The organism is Paenibacillus sp. JNUCC 34 (genome assembly GCF_058269055.1).
Window position 1 is genome coordinate 2,150,608 of record NZ_CM177770.1, and the last position, 18,695, is coordinate 2,169,302.

The 18,695-nt window shown below is 44.1% G+C and carries 21 protein-coding genes; 7 read left to right on the forward strand and 14 right to left on the reverse strand.

Features of this window, described 5'->3' with window-relative positions; all coding sequences use genetic code 11:
- The first annotated feature begins 74 nt into the window (after nt 1–74).
- Nucleotides 75–551, forward strand: coding sequence for a hypothetical protein (locus AC2TF5_RS10145; RefSeq protein WP_244563024.1), 477 nt, complete (start codon nt 75–77; stop codon nt 549–551).
- Between the two features lie 61 nt (nt 552–612).
- Complete coding sequence (locus AC2TF5_RS10150) at nt 613–1,533, forward strand: S-layer homology domain-containing protein (protein ID WP_491302039.1); 921 nt, start codon at nt 613–615, stop codon at nt 1,531–1,533.
- A gap of 87 nt (nt 1,534–1,620) precedes the next feature.
- Here AC2TF5_RS10150 and AC2TF5_RS10155 read toward each other — a convergent pair whose 3' ends face one another.
- A complete protein-coding gene (locus tag AC2TF5_RS10155; protein WP_491302040.1) occupies nt 1,621–3,726 on the reverse strand; it encodes an ABC transporter ATP-binding protein in 2,106 nt (701 codons plus the stop codon).
- On the reverse strand, nt 3,727–5,484 hold the full coding sequence (locus tag AC2TF5_RS10160) for an ABC transporter ATP-binding protein (RefSeq protein WP_491302855.1): 1,758 nt from the start codon (nt 5,482–5,484) through the stop codon (nt 3,727–3,729).
- Nucleotides 5,485–6,011: 527 nt separating this feature from the next.
- Here AC2TF5_RS10160 and AC2TF5_RS10165 point away from each other — a divergent pair.
- Both AC2TF5_RS10165 and AC2TF5_RS10170 read left to right on the forward strand, forming a co-directional pair.
- Nucleotides 6,012–6,317 (forward strand): HesB/YadR/YfhF family protein, encoded by a 306-nt coding sequence (locus AC2TF5_RS10165; RefSeq protein ID WP_491302041.1) that lies wholly within the window; start codon nt 6,012–6,014, stop codon nt 6,315–6,317.
- Between the two features lie 51 nt (nt 6,318–6,368).
- Nucleotides 6,369–6,821 carry an NUDIX domain-containing protein gene (locus AC2TF5_RS10170; protein WP_491302042.1) on the forward strand — a complete coding sequence of 151 codons (453 nt, stop codon included), beginning with the start codon at nt 6,369–6,371 and terminating at the stop codon, nt 6,819–6,821.
- A 104-nt stretch (nt 6,822–6,925) separates the two neighbouring features.
- On the opposite strand, the gene AC2TF5_RS10175 is transcribed toward AC2TF5_RS10170, so the two are convergent.
- Entirely contained in the window at nt 6,926–7,426 is a 501-nt protein-coding gene (locus AC2TF5_RS10175; RefSeq protein WP_491302043.1) for an ADP-heptose synthase, read from the reverse strand.
- A 175-nt stretch (nt 7,427–7,601) separates the two neighbouring features.
- On the opposite strand from AC2TF5_RS10175, the gene AC2TF5_RS10180 reads away from it, so the two are divergent.
- Complete coding sequence (locus AC2TF5_RS10180; protein WP_491302044.1) at nt 7,602–9,347, forward strand: ABC transporter ATP-binding protein; 1,746 nt, start codon at nt 7,602–7,604, stop codon at nt 9,345–9,347.
- 361 nt (nt 9,348–9,708) lie between these two features.
- Here the strand turns inward: AC2TF5_RS10180 and AC2TF5_RS10185 are convergent, their stop codons facing one another.
- The 7 genes from AC2TF5_RS10185 to AC2TF5_RS10215 all read right to left on the reverse strand — a co-directional run bounded on the left by AC2TF5_RS10185 (nt 9,709) and on the right by AC2TF5_RS10215 (nt 14,895).
- The gene (locus tag AC2TF5_RS10185) at nt 9,709–11,010 is read right to left on the reverse strand and encodes a DUF6080 domain-containing protein (RefSeq protein ID WP_491302045.1); all 1,302 of its coding nucleotides are present in this window, start codon (nt 11,008–11,010) and stop codon (nt 9,709–9,711) included.
- A 31-nt stretch (nt 11,011–11,041) separates the two neighbouring features.
- Nucleotides 11,042–11,362 carry an EamA family transporter gene (locus tag AC2TF5_RS10190; protein ID WP_491302046.1) on the reverse strand — a complete coding sequence of 107 codons (321 nt, stop codon included), beginning with the start codon at nt 11,360–11,362 and terminating at the stop codon, nt 11,042–11,044.
- On the reverse strand, nt 11,352–11,693 hold the full coding sequence (locus tag AC2TF5_RS10195) for an EamA family transporter (protein WP_491302047.1): 342 nt from the start codon (nt 11,691–11,693) through the stop codon (nt 11,352–11,354). The genes AC2TF5_RS10190 and AC2TF5_RS10195 overlap by 11 nt, the downstream gene beginning before the upstream one ends.
- Nucleotides 11,681–12,316, reverse strand: coding sequence for an HAD family hydrolase (locus AC2TF5_RS10200; RefSeq protein ID WP_491302048.1), 636 nt, complete (start codon nt 12,314–12,316; stop codon nt 11,681–11,683). Before AC2TF5_RS10200 ends, AC2TF5_RS10195 begins: the two co-directional genes overlap by 13 nt.
- Nucleotides 12,317–12,340: 24 nt before the next feature.
- On the reverse strand, nt 12,341–13,195 hold the full coding sequence (locus AC2TF5_RS10205) for a decaprenyl-phosphate phosphoribosyltransferase (RefSeq protein ID WP_491302856.1): 855 nt from the start codon (nt 13,193–13,195) through the stop codon (nt 12,341–12,343).
- A 236-nt stretch (nt 13,196–13,431) separates the two neighbouring features.
- Nucleotides 13,432–13,875, reverse strand: a complete 444-nt coding sequence (locus tag AC2TF5_RS10210; protein ID WP_491302049.1) for a DUF441 domain-containing protein — start codon at nt 13,873–13,875, stop codon at nt 13,432–13,434.
- Between the two features lie 42 nt (nt 13,876–13,917).
- A complete protein-coding gene (locus tag AC2TF5_RS10215) occupies nt 13,918–14,895 on the reverse strand; it encodes a YpdA family putative bacillithiol disulfide reductase (RefSeq protein WP_491302050.1) in 978 nt (325 codons plus the stop codon).
- Nucleotides 14,896–15,119: 224 nt separating this feature from the next.
- Between AC2TF5_RS10215 and AC2TF5_RS10220 the strand changes: the two genes are divergently transcribed.
- Nucleotides 15,120–15,716, forward strand: a complete 597-nt coding sequence (locus AC2TF5_RS10220) for a DUF2087 domain-containing protein (protein ID WP_491302051.1) — start codon at nt 15,120–15,122, stop codon at nt 15,714–15,716.
- 98 nt (nt 15,717–15,814) lie between these two features.
- On the opposite strand, the gene AC2TF5_RS10225 is transcribed toward AC2TF5_RS10220, so the two are convergent.
- The 4 genes from AC2TF5_RS10225 to AC2TF5_RS10240 all read right to left on the reverse strand — a co-directional run bounded on the left by AC2TF5_RS10225 (nt 15,815) and on the right by AC2TF5_RS10240 (nt 17,948).
- Nucleotides 15,815–16,663 (reverse strand): DUF4097 family beta strand repeat-containing protein, encoded by an 849-nt coding sequence (locus AC2TF5_RS10225; protein WP_491302052.1) that lies wholly within the window; start codon nt 16,661–16,663, stop codon nt 15,815–15,817.
- Nucleotides 16,660–17,211, reverse strand: coding sequence for an HAAS signaling domain-containing protein (locus AC2TF5_RS10230; protein ID WP_491302053.1), 552 nt, complete (start codon nt 17,209–17,211; stop codon nt 16,660–16,662). The genes AC2TF5_RS10225 and AC2TF5_RS10230 overlap by 4 nt, the downstream gene beginning before the upstream one ends.
- A gap of 1 nt (nt 17,212) precedes the next feature.
- Nucleotides 17,213–17,533, reverse strand: coding sequence for a PadR family transcriptional regulator (locus AC2TF5_RS10235; RefSeq protein WP_491302054.1), 321 nt, complete (start codon nt 17,531–17,533; stop codon nt 17,213–17,215).
- A gap of 175 nt (nt 17,534–17,708) precedes the next feature.
- Nucleotides 17,709–17,948 carry a hypothetical protein gene (locus tag AC2TF5_RS10240; RefSeq protein WP_208919026.1) on the reverse strand — a complete coding sequence of 80 codons (240 nt, stop codon included), beginning with the start codon at nt 17,946–17,948 and terminating at the stop codon, nt 17,709–17,711.
- A gap of 387 nt (nt 17,949–18,335) precedes the next feature.
- Between AC2TF5_RS10240 and AC2TF5_RS10245 the strand changes: the two genes are divergently transcribed.
- Complete coding sequence (locus AC2TF5_RS10245) at nt 18,336–18,647, forward strand: hypothetical protein (protein WP_491302857.1); 312 nt, start codon at nt 18,336–18,338, stop codon at nt 18,645–18,647.
- Nucleotides 18,648–18,695 lie beyond the last annotated feature (48 nt).

Sequence of the window (18,695 nt, forward strand, 5' to 3'; positions counted from 1 at the left end):
GAAGGATGAATCTTCCTTTACGATAAAGAGTAGGAAAGGTGAACACGAAAAGGCAGCCTATTTAACAGGAGGAAATGATGAAACAGACACGACTGCTGGACAGTGACCACTCCAAAGAGCTGTTTGCCTATTTCGGATTGGCGGTATACTACTCACAGGCCTTGGAGCAGCAGCTTGCGAACTTGCTGATGCTTATCAAGCTGTCGAAGGGTAAGGTACCTTCGGAAGAGGACATTGCACAATTATATCAACGTAAACTGAGCAGCTCCCTAGGTCAGCTGGTTCAGGAAATACAGCATTACTTCCCTTTTTCTGAAGAAGAAACGCTACAGCTGAAAGAAGTATGGAAACAGCGTAATCATATCGTTCATGACTATTTTAAGGAACGGATTCACGAAACATTCAGTCCTGCCGGACGGTCGCGGATGATCCGGGAACTAACGGCCTTTAAGGATCAAGCTCAGGCTCTGGAACAGAAGCTGCAGGGTTACTCCAGAGAAATGTATGTCAAATTAGGATTAGAAGCGGATAAAGAAGGCCCTCTGTTTTAATTGTATTTTTATGAAACAATTTCCATGAACCTTGCGTCAGAGATTATAGGAGGTGTAAGTTATGACAAAAACTATAAAAATAATATCAGCTTTGCTCATCTCATCTTCGCTTCTTGGCGCAGGGTCTGCCTCGGTTTCGGCGTTCTCGGATATCGAGGATAGTGGAAACCAAACTATTGCGAAATCTTTACAGAATAAAGGGATCATTCAGGGCATAACCGCTGATAAGTTTGCTCCCCACAAAACGATTACATCTGCACAGGCTGTTCAAATGGTCGTAAAGGCCACAGGACTTAAAGAGCTACCGAATTTCAGCGGAAAGTCATTCAGCAGCGTTCCGGACGGCGCATGGTATGCGGATGCCGTTAATATTGCCGCCCAGCACGGTCTGCCAGTTTCGGCTGAGATGAAGTGGAACGAGTCGATGACCCGTGAGGATTTTGCAAATCTGCTTGCTACTGCAGTTCAGAAGACGGGGAACTATCCTGTTATTATGATGTATATCAATATTGCGGACGAAAACGAGATGAAAGAAGAGAACCGCGGTGCTGTGCAATTTTTGCTCCTGACCAAAATTGCTGAGCTGGATAAGGGAGGCAAGTTCCACCCACAACAGAAATTAACCCGTATGGAGGCAGCCAAGCTAACTTATACGGCAATGCAGTTTATTAAAGATCATAAGCAGGATAACGTTGGTAAGGTAGAGCAGGATGGGGACGATATTTCGACTCAAATTGTCAAAGTCAACGATAAGGTGAATAAAGTTGTCATTACAAAAGACAATCTTCCTAATCCAGGTTACGGAATTGCTGTTACATCGATTGATTTTATAAGTGACAAGCAGGCGATTGTCTACTATAGGGTAGTTCAGCCTGATCCGGGCAAAATGTACCCACAGGTTATTTCTAAATCATCGGTAGAAGTTTATGTGTCGTCACAATACGACGTCAAGGTTAAAGGAGTGTCAATGAGGAATCTTTGATTCGTACACGTAGAGCCTTACAACAGACAGAGGGGTGTCCCAGGTCAATGGACCTTTGGGACACCCCTCTTCCTTTTTCAATACGTATTAAGCATTACCAGTTGCGAGGTTTACAGCTGTACCTGCAGCGACTGCTTCTTTGTCGTCTTTGGGCTGCTGCACAGATCCTTGCTGAAGCTGGTACATTTTATAGTAACGACCGCGAAGCTCCATGAGATTTTCATGCGAACCTTTCTCAACAATTTCTCCCCGGTGGAGGACGAGAATCTGATCCGCGCTACGGATGGTAGACAGGCGGTGAGCGATGATGAATGTGGTGCGTCCTTTCTTAAGAACCTCAAGCGCATCTTGAATCAGTGCTTCTGTTTCTGTATCGATATTGGCTGTCGCTTCATCCAGGATAAGAATTGCCGGATTAAATGCTAAGGCACGTGCGAAGGAGATCAGCTGCCGCTGCCCAGCGGAAAGCGTACTGCCTTTTTCGATGACAGGTTCATCAAAGCCCTGCGGAAGGTGTGCAAGCAGTCTATCCGCTCCAACATCATTCAGCGCCTTGTTGACCTGCTCACGGGTGATTTCTGCATCTCCGAGACTTACGTTGGAAGCGATCGTACCGGTGAACAAATACGGGTCTTGTAGAACGATCCCCATATGTTGACGAAGCCACTGCTTCGGAATGTCAGTAACAGGCTGACCGTCAATGGTAATGGTCCCTTTCTGGGGATCGTAGAAACGGAACAGCAGGTTGATGATGGAGCTTTTGCCTGATCCCGTATGTCCTACGAGAGCAACCGTCTGTCCCTGTTTCGCTTCGAAAGAAATATCCTTCAGAACATAGTCTTTTTTATAGGCGAAAGACACATTCTTGAACTCCACATTGCCCAAATAGCGGGGCATAGAGCCGTCGGTAACTCGTTCGCCCGTTTCATCCATCAGTTCAAACACCCGTTTCGCGGATACAATAGATGAATCCAATGCGGCGAGCTGATTGACCATACCGGTGATCGGCTGGAACATCCGGCCCATGAGATCCACGAAGGCGTACAGCACTCCGATGGAGACGATGCCTGTGCCATCCAATGAAGCGGCTCCGAAATACCACAGGATAACAACAAGCGAAATGTTGCGAAGCACGTTTACCAGGTTGTGAGTCGTAAGCGAGTTCAGATTCAACATCTTGTTCTGATGAGCCATATAATCTTCGTTTAAAGCTTCAAACTCTTCCTGGGTTGCTTTTTGACGGCGAAAAACACGAATAATCGGCATTCCTTGAATGGATTCGTTGATAATGGCGTTGATCTCACTTAAGCGAGATCGGATAATGACATTGTATTTTGTTGCAAATTTACGATAGAGCACTGTCCATATGATAAGCATTGGAATGACGAATAAGCTGATCAGTCCGAGCTTCACGTCCAGGAGGAACAGGGCAGTGTAAACCCCAGTGATATAAATGATGCCGGACGCGAAGTTCGAGAGAACGGCAACAAAAAGATCTTTGACTGCTTCCGTATCGTTGGTTACCCGTGAAACAACCTTTCCAGCTGGAAGGTTATCAAAGAAATGTACGGGCAGTCGCTGAATGTGGGCGTACACATCGGTACGCAGCTTTTGAATAACACGGTTGGCGGAAGACTGCAGCCAATAGGTTTTGGCAAACACCGTAATCATGGATACAAGCATGGCGATCAGAAATAGTCCTACCAGCTTGTAAATGCCAGGCAACTCCGGCTCATAAAATGCGAACAATTCGGAGGTGGACAGCTTGCCAGCTGGGTACTGAGCGCTTTCACTCCCATAAGTTATCGTCATTGTCCCGTCACGAAATGTACGTTCACCTTCCGCGCGTACAACTTGTTCATTAATGAAATAAAAGCTTTTTCCGGTTTGAAGAATACGAACTTCCTGGCCCTGAGACTCACCCTCTTTGAAGCGATCCCCTCGTTTATAGTACTTGCCGTTATAGGAGGTAGCCTGTTCGGCGCTCGTTGTTTCGTAATAGGGTTTCTCAATGCCTAAGACATGATTGTCGATCATGTTCTTGGCGATGAAAGGACCAGCGAGTTCAGCCGCCACACCAATGGCAAGCATGATCAATGCGGCAATAAAAGTTCCTTTAGCAGTTAATGCATACCGGAAAAGCCTTTTGGCAATTCCAGATTCATTCGATATCGTTTGATCGGTCGGAGTCAATTAAGACACCTCCTCAGAGGTCAGATTGTTTTCGACTTGCTGGCGTTCAAATTGCTCACGGTACCAACCATTCATTGCCAGCAGCTGTTCGTGAGTACCCTGCTCAGTAATACGTCCATCATCAAGCACAACGATCCAATCGGCATGCTGGACAGCGGATAAGCGGTGGGTAGATATTAATGTCGTTTTTCCTGCGCGTTTGCAGCGAATATTCTCGATAATTCTTGCCTCTGTCCGGGCATCAACCGCGGAGAGAGCATCGTCCAGAATTAATATATCCGGGTCGGAAATGAAAGCTCGCGCTAGTGAGACGCGCTGCTTCTGACCGCCGGAAAGAGCAACGCCTTTTTCACCGACAAGAGTGTCAAGACCGTCAGAGAGAGTATTTAGATCTCGGTCAAAAGCTGCTGTTGAAATGGCATCCATAATCACGGCGTCTGAGGCATCTTTTTTACCGAACTGAATGTTTTGTCTTACCGTTTTCGAAAAAAGGATTTGCTCTTGGGGAACATAACCAATCCAGCTGTGTAGACGGTCCTTGGACAGCATTTCAATAGGTGCGCCGGAGATGAGAACTTCTCCCGATCCGGTAGGATATTCGTGCAATAGCTGTTTCAAAAGTGTTGATTTGCCACTGCCGGTACGTCCGACAACTCCGAGTGTCTGGCCTTTCTGGAGCGTAAGTGAAACATCACTCAGATTATCGACTGTTGAGGTCGGATACCGGAACGTTACTTCTCTAAGTTCGATCGAATCCGGCGAGACGATATCAACTGGTTCTGCAGGCTCTACAACATCAGGTGGCACGGATAAAGTGTCGTTCACACGATCCAACGAAGCGTTACCACGCTGCATGATATTAATGAGTTCTCCGATGGCGAACATGGGCCAGATCATCATCCCGAGGTACATGTTGAAGGATACGAGATCTCCTAAGGTGATTTGATTCTGGAATACCATATATACGCCATAAGCAAGGCCAATCACGTAACTTAAGCCAATGGAGAAGTTAATGGTGGGCTCGAATAGGGCATCTACCTTGGCGACAGCTAGGTTTTTGCGGTAAACATCATCTGTTATTTCCTGAAAACGCTGCTGATCTTCGCGTTCCTGCACATAGGCACGAATAACACGGATGCCGGCTACGGATTCCAACACCTGATCGTTCATAACGCCAAAAGCATCCTGAGCGGCAGTGTAACGCTTGTGGATCGCCTTACCGTAGATAACCATGCCTACTGCGATAATAGGAAGTGGAAGAATGGCAGCTAGCGTCAGCTTCCAGCTGACGATGAATCCCATAGCGAAAAGAATGACAATGAGGTAGACCGTTGAATCGGTCATAACCAGCATGCCGAAACCAGCGGTTGCAGCAACGGAACGAAGGTCGTTTGTTGCTTTTGCCATCAGGTCTCCGGTACGGTTCTTTTCGAAGAATGGTGGAAGCATTCCGAGAAGATGGTTCATATAACGTGTGCGAAGCAGTCGTTCCACAAGGTTGGCACCGCCAAAAATACGGTGCATCCATATGTATGTACCGAGATAGATGACTGCAACGGTTCCCATAATCATCAGTAAATACTTGGAGAGAGATGCCCATGATATCGTGCTAGTTACGATATCATCGATGGCGTTGCCAAGCAGAAGCGGCGGTAGCAGTTCAAGCAGGCCGCAAAAGATGAGAAAGAACAAACCAATCAGGTATCTTTTCTTCTCAAGCTTGAAAAACCATCCTAAATTTTTTAGTACAGCGAACAAAATAATCCCTTCCTTTCGTATGCCGGATTTTAAATGAAGTTCTCCTGTTAAACACAAAAAAGCATATCATCCCGAAAACGGACGATATGCTTCAATCATTAACTTATCATGCGCGCGGTTATAGTAACGGCAACCGTGCGTTAGAGATACTTACAGTTCAACATCAATCCATGATTACACTTCAGAATTGAGGGTTTACCGGCAGGGTGTCGTCAGTATTCAGTTGTGAGTTATGGTCCATAGGACGATGAACAAAAACAATAAATTGATTGAACACTTTAACCACCCTTTCGTTAGAATTTACAATTAATTGAAGAAGACCTCGTATGGACTGAATTTTATCATCGCAAACCCGAAAATGTCAAACCTATTTTTTGAAATATCCGGAAAAAGCCGTGCAGCCTGATTTATTCATTTATCATTCATAAAAGATTTGTAACCCCGTTCGGATATGCGTTATGATACATATACAATACAAAATAAAAGACCTGGGAACAGGCAACTAACTCAAAGGAGAGTGTGTTAGCATGATTATAGAGGTCAGCAATGACGCGGCGCGTTGGTACAAGAGAGAACTGGAACTGAACGCCGGCACGTTCATTCGCTTCTATCCACGCTACAGCTCCGGCGGCGGATTGCATCCCGGTTTTTCTCTCGGCATTTCCGTAGAAGAGCCGAATGATCCAGGAATTACGGAGCAGGCTGAGGATGTAACGTTTTACATGGAAGAACACGATATGTGGTATTTACAGGGATATGATCTTCATGTGGAATATGAAGAATCCTTGGATGATATTTCTTATGTGTATAGAGAAGAAGGCGCAGTAAACTGACGAGTGTATGAGCTCGTGGCGCGCTACCCTAGGGGAAAGGAGGTTCCCGGGATGAGCGTATATCACCGTGATGTTCGTCAGTACATCGGCAAGAGGACGACGGTCGGAGTCAAAGTGGCTGTTATCGTTCGGAATGGTGATGGAGAGATTTTGCTTCTGAAACGTCAGGGGAAGGATGAATGGGGCCTTCCGATTGGCAGTATGAAGCCCGGCGAATCTATGGAGGACGCCGCATCCAGAGAGCTATGGGAAGAGAGCGGCCTTATTGCGGATGATATGCGATTAGTCGACCTGTTATCAGGTCCACAGTATTTCAAAAAAAATGCAGGCGGAGATGAAGTGTATTATGTCATCGGTGTTTACGCTGCAATTGGGCTACGCAGCGCGATTGAACTCCCTTCTGAGAGTGAAACATCTCTAAAGTACTATGATTTGGAGAAACTGCCGATCATGGATACCCTTTCTGTGCATCTAATAGAAAAAATCAAAAAACAGATACGCTGAAGTTCTGTTTGATGGTAGTACCTTCTGGCGTTGCGATTCCCCGAAAGGGGAATTTTTTTCGTGTAAAATACCCCTTGCTTTTTCAAAGAGCAAGGGGTACTATCTTATGTTGATTCTTCTAGAGCGAAGTCAAAGTCATCAATGTCATAAACCTGAACTGGGATAGATGCATCTATAATACGTTGAATCAACTCATACTGATCTGTAAGTATAGGGGCTTCAATTCGCTTTGCTGCTATGATTAGCTCGGTCTCTACAGGATCAAACATTTCCCCATAAGGAGCCGTGTCCAGAGCGTTAAGAATGGTTACGATGGTCATTTCACCAACTGGAATAGAGGGGCTTTTTGCCCACGGTAGCTGAAGGGCTCGGTCAATCTTTTTCTTGTTGAGCGGCTCTTCGAAATATTGGATGAGCTCATTAATCTTCGTACGGACATGCTGGTCATCCGGACCGGTATGCATGAGCGGCTCGTCGCTGCTTTTCAACTCGTATAATTCCAGGACTGTTTTATAAGGAATGATGTATTCTACGGGCTTTGTTGGCACCAGAAGTTGTCCATAAATTGCGAGCATAACGGCTTCTGTAACAAATAGTGTACTCATGTTTATCCTCCTGCTGGGCACTGCATTTTTAAAGTAAGTTTAAAGATAATAAAGCATTGAAGCGGGCAAAAGTCAACAGCAGGTCTTATTCGGGTGATGAAAGGTGAAGCCTTTGGCTTGTGATTATTACATGCCGCAGCTAGAAAGATGCACAAGAAAGGGGTCGTTATTGCCTTTGAAATCATGGAAAATTTACTATCCATTCGTTAAGCCTTATCTTAAATGGATCATATTGACACTCATCATCGGGATGATCAAGTTTTCAATTCCGCTGCTTCTCCCAATGATTATGAAATATGTGGTTGATGATCTTCTCATCAACTCTCAGATGGACGTGCAGCAGAAGCTGGACCAGCTCATGCTTGTGCTCGGTGGTACCTTGGTGTTATTTATCGTTGTCCGTGGCCCGGTAGAATATTTCCGGCAGTATTTTTCCTCCTTTATTACGAGCCGTATTTTATTTGATATGCGGAATCGTCTATACGCTCATCTTCAGCGTTTGTCCCTGAGATACTATCAGAATACGAAAGTAGGAGAAGCGATATCCCGATTTATTAACGATGTGGAGCAGTCGAAGAACCTCGTTGAAGTTGGAATGATGAACATCTGGCTCGATATGTTCACCTTGATATTTGTCCTTGTTGTGATGTTCTTGATGAGCCCGGTTTTGACACTCGTTGCGATCTCGGTTCTGCCATTGTATGCCATTGCGGTTAACCTGCTGTACAAACGCCTTAAAAAGCTGACAAAAGACCGATCGCAGGCGCTTGCGGGAATCCAGGCTTATCTGCATGAGCGAATTCAAGGCATTTCGGTCATCCGAAGTTTTACGCTTGAACGTTATGATCAGGAAAAATTCGAAAATATAAACGGCAACTTCTTGAAGAAAGCGATGGCCCAGACACGATGGAACGCATTAACGTTCTCCATTATTAATACCTTGACGGACATTGCGCCAATACTCGTTATCGGTTATGGGGGTTATCGGGTCATTCAAGGGGATTTGACTTTGGGTACGTTCGTTGCGTTTTTCGGATATTTGGACAGGCTTTATGCACCTTTACGCAGACTTATTAATTCTTCTACAGTGTTAACACAGGCAACGGCTTCATTGGAGCGTGTTAAGGAACTGCTGGACGAGCCGTATGATATCGTGGATGCACCTCATGCTAAAAAGCTTTCATCCGCTGGCCGGATTGAATTTGACCGCGTCTGGTTTCAATATAATGACGATGCGGGTTGGGTGCTGAAGGATATTAATCTAACGATAGAACAGGGTCAGACAGTCGCTTTTGTCGGGATGAGTGGGGGAGGGAAATCCTCTTTGATCGGTCTTATACCAAGGTTTTACGATGTCCAGCAGGGCAGTGTGAAAATTAACGGAGACGATGTTCGGGAGATCACCCTAGATAGCCTGCGCGGCTCCATCGGAATGGTGCTGCAGGACAACTTTTTGTTCAGTGGTTCCGTCCGTGAGAACATTCTGTTAGGTAATCCTGATGCGAGTGAAGAAGAAATCGTTGCAGCTGCAAAATCAGCTAATGCGCATGAGTTTATAACCAACTTGCCGCAGGGATACGACACCGAGGTCGGGGAGCGGGGAGTGAAGTTGTCCGGTGGACAGAAACAGCGACTCGCGATTGCACGCGTCTTTCTGAAGGACCCAGATATACTTGTCCTGGATGAAGCTACTTCAGCTCTGGATTTGGAGTCCGAGCATCTGATCCAGCAGGCGCTTCAATCGCTGTCGACGGACCGGACGACATTGATCGTTGCTCACCGTTTGTCTACGATTACTCATGCCGATATGATTGTCGTGCTGGAGAACGGGCAGGTTACAGAGAAGGGGACTCACAACGAGTTGATGGAAATGAACGGAAGCTACGCGAGGCTGTATAATGTGCAGCATTTGGAGTCCTAGAATGAATGTGATGGGATTGTCTAATTAGTAGTTTTAATAGAAATCATGAGTGTTCATAGAGTTTAATATAATTAAAAACGTGCCGGCCAATGATTCTTGGCCGGCACGTTTGATTTTGTGTTGTAATGTTGCATGTTATACAACATTGGAGAAGCAGAATGTCTGAACCTGCTCAGATTGCTGTATTTTCTACAACAATCCCTCTTGGAAAGAGGCATATAAGTGATTTCCTATCCGGATTATTGTATTGTATACAACACTTTGTCACTGGCCGCAATATGACGGAATAAAGTTGCAGTATATACAACACCGACTGAACCCAGTTAGATTAACGCGGCGGAAAGGACGAAACATCAAACGATTACTTATCCCGCTGCGTAATTACATCCGTATACGAGGACTGGATAATGTCCAGCGTTGCATTCTGCTTTACGATGTTGTTGGCCAGTGTAGTGAGCAGGAAGAGGGCGACCACGCCGAGCATGATTCTTTTGACAGTCACATTTCGAATGCTAGAAACAAAGCCAGCAGCAAGAATAAAGAAAGCAAACAAATAGTGCCCAGCGTATAGATACAAGTCATATTGAAATGTAGTAAGGCCAAATCCAACAACGATATGAAGAACAAACGCGAACAAGATATACGTAGCAATAGCCCATGTTTCCCGAGTCTTAATTCCTTTTATAAATCCAAGCACTGCAAGCAAGAACAGGCCAATTCCTACAATATGTACATAGAAGGGATAAGGCTTGCTAAGATCGGTTGCAAAAGCAACGATTCCTGGGTCAATCAAGGCAACGTCTGGTGTCAGAACAGGACTCACAACGAGCATATAGAATGCTTTAGCGTGGTGTGCGAACGAGAATGGTGTTACATAACCTAGAGCGCCATTTGATAGTCCGCCAAAAACATTCGATAACCATGTCTTACCGGAAAACAGCACATATTGTAGCGCTGTAAAACCGATGATCATCAGCAGGGCACTGATCATAATGGTCATAAACCGCCGGAACGTTTCTTTTATGCTTCTGAAGTCAAAGAGGCTAAAGAAAAGAGCACCGGCAAAGGTGACTACATTCGTTGAGGTGATCCCGAAATTAAGAAGTGTAAAAGAGGCATTCGGAATGATTGAGAAAGACTGTTCTTCCCGGCACTTTTGTAAGTATGCAGCTGAGAGTACAATTACAAATTGAGCGTAAGAATAGGAGTCTGGAATTAAGGACGTAAAGATACTATACGAGCTTACTCCGAAAAAGGCCGAGAACAGCAGCGAAACCGACATATCTGAACCGTTTCTACGCAGCATAAAATAAACAATTGTCGTTGTAAGTGCATTGATCCCAGATTGCAGTAGCAGGTATAACATGTTGCCTATGGAGTGGTTTGATAAGTATGTCAGTGGTGCTGTAAGTAAATTGATAAGCGGATGAATGATCGTGGCCGCCTGTTTTCCGTATTCCATAGATGGATCAAAATTAAACAGATTCAGCGGAAATGGTGCGCCGTAAAACGGACTGTAAGTACCTAACATCTCCGCGTTATCTTTAATGTACTGCACATAAGGCATATTTAAAAAGATATAAAACAAACAAAAGATGATCCATAAAAATAGGGCTGTATAATTATCTTTCCTGTCCCTAAAAAAATAATTGTTAAAAGTCATGTTAACCACCAATCTCTAACCGATTTAATATTTACCATATCAAGAGCAGTAAACCTGAGATAATAAAGACAACACCCGCAATCTTGATGATTCCGATCGATTCTTTAAAAATGATTTTAGCGAACAACAATGCCCACAGAAAGGTTAAGGCATTAGCTGGCATAACGATCGTATAAGGGAGCTCTTTCAGCAGATATATGTTCAATAGTGCGCCGATTCCGTAAGACGCAAACCCGAAGAACAGCAGTAGGAGCTGTTTTTTTGAGGTGTAGCCTTTAAAGAATACACTGCCAAGGGAGCCGAATAAGGTCATCGCGAGCAAAAGAGCGTACAATAGCGGTTCATTTTTCATAAGAGGTTAAAGTCACCCCGATCCCGAGAAGGACAACAGCCGCCGTCTTTTTTATCGTAATAGGCTCTCCAAGAAACAGGTCTCCGTAAAACAGAGCAACAATATAGCTAATACACATCAGCGGGTAAGCGACTGAGAGCTTTTCCAGAGCTAATGATTTAATCATAAAAATAGCGCCAAGACCATAACAAACAAATCCGATAGCCATATAAATGAGGTCACTGTGGCCCCATTTCCAAAACAGTTGACCCGTTGCGGTCAGAAATGCGGACACCACCATCAACCATTTACCGGTATGGCGGCGATGGCCTTTCTTGTTTATAAGTTCCATGTTAGTCCCTCACACCCCGCTGTATGTTTATGACGATTAATCATGTACTTTTGATTCACTAATTGCAGCATGGGCATATCTGAGACGGAATCGGAGTATGCGCAGGATTGATCGTAGTCGATCATGATTCCCTTTTCCTTGAGATAGCTTTTAATGCGAGTAACCTTTTCCTGACCCTTGCAGTTGTTTCCTTCAATCATATGGGTAAACTGTTCACCACGTTTGACCAAATTCGTACCGATCACCCCATCTACCTCGTCAAACAGGTTAAAAAACTTCATGTAAGCGTAGGGGGAAGCTGTGACTAGAAGGACATGATAGCCGCTCACTTTTTTGTTGTTCATTTCCATTAAAGCTTCCGGATAGATATAAGGCTTGATCATCGTATTAAAGAAATGTTCCAGATCTTGTTCATTCATGTATTTTATAAAACGGAAATAAGAGCTTTTTGCCTGTTCCGCTTTCATCCATTTGAGCTTATAGAAAACAGAATAGATCACGACCAGAATTATGAGATAAAACGAAGAAGGCTTTTTTTTCAGGCCAAACAGTAAAAATTGAAACATCGAATCCTTCTGGATAATAGTCTTGTCGACATCAAATAAGGCAACCTTTTGAGTCATTAGTACATACCTCATATCATTTAATTATTCAAAATAAGCTAAAATCCCGATTACACTTCCCACATAAATGAGCACGGTAACCAGTATGTGCATATCTTCAAAGAGGATGCGGTCTGGTGCGCCGCCCTTCTTTTCAATATGAATAAGATATAGATACCGGAACATCCCATAAATAACAAGCGGTATGGTCCACATCAGATGAATCGTTCTGCCGGATGTAAAGGTGAACAGAGAATAACTGATGATGGTGGCCGTTGTAACAATTCCGCTAAATTGATCAAGCAGCTCCAGGGAGTAATGATCAAGCACTTTTCGATGGGAGCCCTTCTCATTTTGAAGTAGTACGAGTTCATGCCGCCGTTTTCCAATCGCGAGAAAGAGAGAAAGAAGCATGGTACACAACAAAAACCAAGGTGTAAACGGAACATGAATGACTAATCCGCCGGCAATAGCACGCAGCACAAATCCTGCAGCAATGATCATTATATCGATAATGACAACATGCTTTAAGCGTAAAGAATAACCCACGTTCATTATGAAATACAATCCAAGAAGCACGGTAAACAAAGGGTTAATCACATAAGAGACCACCAGAGAAGACGTTAGCAGCAAAGCTCCAAACATCAAGGCCAGTGCAGGGTTTAGTCTTCCTGAAGCCATGGGACGATGCTGTTTCACCGGATGATTGCGGTCAGCCTCTCGATCCATGTAGTCATTCACGATATAAACGCAGCCTGATACGAAACAGAGAAGGAAAAATCCGATAATGATATCGATCAGAGAAGATGCACTTACCGTTTCGAAAGAAAATAGTGGTGCTGCAAAAATAAGTAAATTTTTCGTCCATTGTTTCGGTCTCAGCTGTTTAATGAGCAGCATTAGACTTTGCGAGTGAAAAATCGGTTGGTTAGCGTGTTTGTTTTGAGGGGGTTGTTGCACAAGCTTAATCCTCCTAAGAATCTTCCAAATATAGTGGGGCGGTAAAATAGAGATATACTTCCAATATGTTCGTTATCATACCATAAATATACACAACATAAACAAGAGGCTATCCCATTAGGCTTACTGCACAATGAACTGCACAAGTGGGACAGCCTCTTGTTTTTAGGTGATTGCTATGACTTGCCAATTAACAGCGATAAAATACCGGCCGCAATGAGTGGTCCTACCGGAACACCGCGGAACAGAGCGACACCAAGGACCGTTCCGATCAATAGGCCGGCAACGATCGTTGGATTAGTTCCCATTAGCGTAGCTCCGCGCCCGCCTAAATAAGCAACCAGCATACCTATGCCGATTGCGAGGAGGGATTTCCAGTTGAGAAAGGACTCACCAATGACCTGTGGGCTCATTTTTCCGCTGGCTAAGGGAGACATGACCCCAATCGTTAAAATGATAATACCGATCGTAAGGCCGTATTTCTCCAGCCACGGAAAAGCTTGTTGGAAGCCGGTAACCCGAAGAAACAGCAGTACAAGCATCGCAATGGTTATGGGAGAGTTGCTGCTGATGATTCCAAGTGCGGCCATAGCCAACAGAATGAGTGAGGTGACATCCATGGTGTACGTCAACTCCTTTGGTAAACGAATAATATTTGCAGTTTAGGACTTGGTCATGAGGTGCTCGGCGATTAAACGTCCATGCAAACGTCCGGTTTCAATGAAAACTTCATTTGCATTCCGTCCGGATGCAATAACACCGGCAACATAAAGACCGGGAACGGTCGTTTCCATCGTCTCCGGATTGTAATGCGGTTTTTCCATGTCTTCGTCCAGTTCCACACCGGAAGAAGCAAGTAGTTTGCGGTCCGGTCGGAAGCCAGTCAGAGCGAGCACAAAATCATTATCAATCGATTGCTCATTACCGTCATTAGAGGTAATGGTAATGGACGTTTCGCGAATCTCAGTTACACTGGACTCCACGTAAACCTTAATCTTTCCTTTAGTGACCAGGCTCTCGAACTGAGGGCGCACCCATGGCTTGATATTCTCGGACACTTCCTTGCCCCGGTAAATGACCGATACATCCGCCCCAACGCGAATCAGTTCCATAGCCGCATCTACGGCTGAATTACTTCCGCCGATAATCGCTGTTTTCATGCCGGCATAGGGGTGAGCTTCCCGGAAATAGTGAGTCACTTTTTCCAAGTCTTCACCAGGAATGCCGATATAATTCGGATGATCGAAATATCCGGTGGAAATGACGACATTTTTGGCTTCACGGTAGCTTTCCACGCCGCTGCTTTTGCGGGTATGTACCCGAAAGGATCCGTCAGGAAGCTTCTCGATGGAAGTAGCTTCTTCGTATGGCGAGAGGTTAAGGTTGTAGTGCTGGGCGACTCTGCGGTAATATGCGAGTGCTTCATCCCGATAGGGTTTGTCATTGGTTATGGCAAATGGGATATTTCCGATCTCAAGCATTTCAGCAGTACTGAAAAATTGCATGTGAGTCGGATATAGATAAATAGAGTGAACTACATTGTGTTTATCAATAAGTTCAGAGGACAGGCCGCGCTTACCGCATTCGATAGCTGCGGACAAACCACAAGGGCCGGCGCCGATGATTAGAACATCTTGCATGATGAACCTCCTTAGAAATAAACGTACATGAACAATCAGCACTAATAATCCTACCGCAATTATGGAGATAAATCCACCTTGAACGGTTGAGTTCAGATGATATTTCATCGTTATCGAAGGAAGTTGACAGGATAATCTAATTTTATTATTATCTAATTAGATAAACATCGAATTTCGATATTTTTAATCATGATCAGATGTCTTGGAAAGGAGGCGGATGTTCAATGCAGCTCGAAAAGATTGTTAATGTCCATAAACTGCTAGGCGATCCTAACCGAATGAAAATTTTAATGCTGCTAAATAGAGGAGAAATAAACGGCCAAGCCTTGGCTGAGAAATTGAGCTTGTCACAGCCTACGGTTACACACCATGCTACTAAGCTGCGGGAGGCTGCTTTAATCCGTGAACGAAGGGACAAGAACACCATTTATTTTTCCCTGAATCCGGAATTTATTGAGCAGGTTCATCAAGCGTCCTTGACGTTTATATTCGGGAAGGAGAGAGGGGATATTCCGATGGAAGATAAAGAATCCACAGTAAAGGCAACCGTTCTAAGAAACTTTTTTGCGAAAGACGGGAGTTTGCGTCAAATACCGGCACAGTACAAGAAGAAACTGATTGTACTAGAGCATTTGGTCGAGAAGTTGGAATTCGGTAAAGAATATAGTGAGAAAGAAATAAATGAGTTCATCAAACAGTACCATGAAGATTTTGCAACGATCCGTCGCGAATTTATCATGCATCATTTCATGTACCGAGACGATGGGATCTATGTGCTGAACCCGCGCGAAATGTGGAGTAACTGGGAAGAAGTGAAGTAAACTGTACGGTTGATCATTGTATGAACTAATCAACAAAACACCTTCCTGGCGGTTTATCGACCGAATGGGAAGGTGTTTTTTATGATTATGGTGTTTCCTTAAGGAAGCATAATATCGATATCCCCGGAATGGGTATCTGCTTTAATGGTATGCTTGCTTTCCTTAGGGGACTCCGGAATATTGACCGAACCGGAAAGAGTCTTCGTCTCATAAAACCCGTTAAAATCCGGATCTGGTGTGATTTCGATATCTCCCGAGAGAGTTGATGCTGTAATGGATGAAACACCACGCTGACTGATCTCTACATCACCTGAGTAGGTCTCTAAATTTGCGGCACCTTCTATCTGTTTAAGATCAATCCCCCCAGAGAGGCTTGATGCTTGAACGGATGATCTGATATCGTCTCCATTAATATCTCCAGAGTGGGTATCAAGCTTCAATTCATTTGCTTTAAGGTTTGTTAAATAGATACTGCCAGATAAGGAGGAAATATCGATGTTATTAGAAGTAGCTCCTTCAAGTTTAATATCAGCTGACATCGTCGAGATCGCGAGATCCTCCAGCTCCGTCTCTTTCGGAAGTGCTACATTGATTTTCCCCTTGGGTGATTTCAGATTAACGCTGAGAAACTGAGTGGTAGAAGGGGGAGTCAAGTCTATGGAGAACTCGGGTCCAACCGCAGTCAACTCCTTCAATCGATCTATGACCTTCGGATGCACATTACCTTGAAACTCCACATACCCTTCTCCACCCGTGCTTGAACTGAACGAGATATCCACATCATAATTGCTTGTAATGTGCAGCTTCTTGATTTCATCCGGATTAAGGGCCCAGGTTTGCTTATGCTCTGGATATTCATCCTCAAATTTGAATTTATGATAGGCCATGCCGACTACGCCTATTAATATAAGAACAAGAGCTGTTCCTAACAGAAATTTATGTTTCATTGTACGGTTCTTCCTTTCAACATTCGTGTATTCCATCGTAAATAGCCCTTGAGCATAGCAAATAGCCCCAGGAAAATCCAACGTACTAGGTAGGCGAGCAATATTCCGACACCGATAAAGGATACTGACAGAAACATTTTCGCTGGAAAATAGGTTCCATTATATAGATATTCTATCAGCACCAGTACCGGACTAAGTATGGCGGCAACTGCACCAGCGGCTATGCCAATCCCGCCTGCCCACAGTCCGATCTGGAAAGGCACGGCTACTAAAGCGCAGAAAAAAAGGCCAATCCCAATAAATAGCTGCCCAACTCCCGAAGGTGAGCTTTGTTTTTGAATAGGCATATCCGTAAAACGATCTCCAAGCGCCTCACGCGCCATTTCGAAAGGGTCTCCGAGTTCGCGGGCAATTTCCTCTTCAGAGCGGCCGTTTTGCATGCCAAATTGAAAGTGGGACTCTACATCACTGAGAAGCTCATGCCGGTCGTCCGGATGTAGAGGGGAAAGTCTCGTTTCTAAGATGGATATAAATTGTTTTTTATTCATGCTAGTGTCCTTCCTCTATTAAATTGGTTACGTTACTGACAAATGCTCGCCATTCTTTAATCATGGCGTCCATGTAAATCTCCCCATATTCCGTCAGTCTGTAATATTTACGGGGCGGCCCTTCTGATGATTCCTGAAGATAGGTGGTACAGTATCCTTCATTAACAAGTCTACGCAAAAGTGGGTAAAGTGCGCCTTCAGCAACTTCGATGTGACGGGATACGGACTGTGCCAGTTCATAGCCATATTGGTCCTTGCGGTTGATGAGCACAAGCACACATAGCTCAAGGACTCCTTTTTTAAATTGAATACTGACATCCAAAAATGTTTCCTCCAATCACGATAAGAATTGAACATGAACCGGTACTGATTATTATTCATTAGCTGTTATACAGAGAATAACATTAGGTACTGAATAATGCAAGGTACTGATGCGGAATATTTCCAAGAAACTATACAGCTGCCAAGAGCTGTACACAAAAAGGGCTATCCCCCTTTTAAAAGAGAGATAGCGCAAGAGAGTCGTTTTCACTTTTGCTGTGAAGAATTGCCTCAGAGCCCTCGATTTCTATACTTATGAGGGAATTGAGACATTTTTGCAGCGCCTTTTTACCGTTGTGGATTTTATTGTCCAGCGCGCTGATTAAAAGCTTCAACACCTTCTGTACCGGTTGTTTGTTATCTGTTGTAAAATATACGGGTACCGGTTTGTTTTGAAACATAATGAGTGTTTTCATCAAATCACCTCACGAAAAGTTTTATTTCATGATATTTGCAATTATAAACGGCCAATCTTAAAATAACCTTAAAATGAAAGAATTAATCAAGATAGCATTTTAGGAGAGTGACATTTCTGTGAACTCTCTTTTTTTGTGAAATAATTCGTTTTGAAAAATGAAAGTAAAGACTATTTCCCTGTTTCATCTGAAATTTAGTCCTTAAGTTGTATGCAAAACAATTAAAAAATAGGAAATAGGAAATATGACACAAATTGACAGGAGAGAGTTGGGAGTGATACAGTTACAATACTGTAACCTATTTTTATATCTTATGATATAGGTGTTCGGCCCTCTCATAGGGAATACTCTAGAATTATGATATTTTAGAAGGGCAGGAAAATGCAGATGATTCTTACTGTGATCAGTGGACGCAATGAAGGAGATTGGTTTGATATATCGGTGCCGGATGAATGTTCGGTATCTCGGCTGAATGAGCTGCTGGGACTTCGTCTTTTTCAAGAACCTTCGAGTCCCGGAATACAATATATATTAGAAGCAAAATTTCCGGAAGGATTATGGTTTACGGTGGACGGGAACTCAGGAGTCGTTGAAGCCGGACTTCGAGAAGGCGCATACGTCAGACTTCAGCGCGCTTTTTCAACTACAGAAGAAGAAGCTCCGGTGTACGGCCGAAGAATGTTGTTTCAAGAAACTTAAAATGGGGTAAATAACCCTTTGATTTCTTCGGGAATCAACAAAATACAT

Coding starts and splice junctions, on each gene's coding strand:
- AC2TF5_RS10145 (WP_244563024.1), top strand. CDS start 75: ATGATGAAACAGACACGACTGCTGGACAGTGACCACTCCAAAGAGCTG.
- AC2TF5_RS10150 (WP_491302039.1), top strand. CDS start 613: ATGACAAAAACTATAAAAATAATATCAGCTTTGCTCATCTCATCTTCG.
- AC2TF5_RS10165 (WP_491302041.1), top strand. CDS start 6,012: ATGATTATAGAGGTCAGCAATGACGCGGCGCGTTGGTACAAGAGAGAA.
- AC2TF5_RS10170 (WP_491302042.1), top strand. CDS start 6,369: ATGAGCGTATATCACCGTGATGTTCGTCAGTACATCGGCAAGAGGACG.
- AC2TF5_RS10175 (WP_491302043.1), bottom strand. CDS start 7,426: ATGAGTACACTATTTGTTACAGAAGCCGTTATGCTCGCAATTTATGGA.
- AC2TF5_RS10185 (WP_491302045.1), bottom strand. CDS start 11,010: ATGACTTTTAACAATTATTTTTTTAGGGACAGGAAAGATAATTATACA.
- AC2TF5_RS10190 (WP_491302046.1), bottom strand. CDS start 11,362: ATGAAAAATGAACCGCTATTGTACGCTCTTTTGCTCGCGATGACCTTA.
- AC2TF5_RS10195 (WP_491302047.1), bottom strand. CDS start 11,693: ATGGAACTTATAAACAAGAAAGGCCATCGCCGCCATACCGGTAAATGG.
- AC2TF5_RS10200 (WP_491302048.1), bottom strand. CDS start 12,316: ATGACTCAAAAGGTTGCCTTATTTGATGTCGACAAGACTATTATCCAG.
- AC2TF5_RS10205 (WP_491302856.1), bottom strand. CDS start 13,195: ATGCTGCTCATTAAACAGCTGAGACCGAAACAATGGACGAAAAATTTA.
- AC2TF5_RS10210 (WP_491302049.1), bottom strand. CDS start 13,875: ATGGATGTCACCTCACTCATTCTGTTGGCTATGGCCGCACTTGGAATC.
- AC2TF5_RS10215 (WP_491302050.1), bottom strand. CDS start 14,895: ATGCAAGATGTTCTAATCATCGGCGCCGGCCCTTGTGGTTTGTCCGCA.
- AC2TF5_RS10220 (WP_491302051.1), top strand. CDS start 15,120: ATGCAGCTCGAAAAGATTGTTAATGTCCATAAACTGCTAGGCGATCCT.
- AC2TF5_RS10225 (WP_491302052.1), bottom strand. CDS start 16,663: ATGAAACATAAATTTCTGTTAGGAACAGCTCTTGTTCTTATATTAATA.
- AC2TF5_RS10230 (WP_491302053.1), bottom strand. CDS start 17,211: ATGAATAAAAAACAATTTATATCCATCTTAGAAACGAGACTTTCCCCT.
- AC2TF5_RS10240 (WP_208919026.1), bottom strand. CDS start 17,948: ATGAAAACACTCATTATGTTTCAAAACAAACCGGTACCCGTATATTTT.
- AC2TF5_RS10245 (WP_491302857.1), top strand. CDS start 18,336: ATGATTCTTACTGTGATCAGTGGACGCAATGAAGGAGATTGGTTTGAT.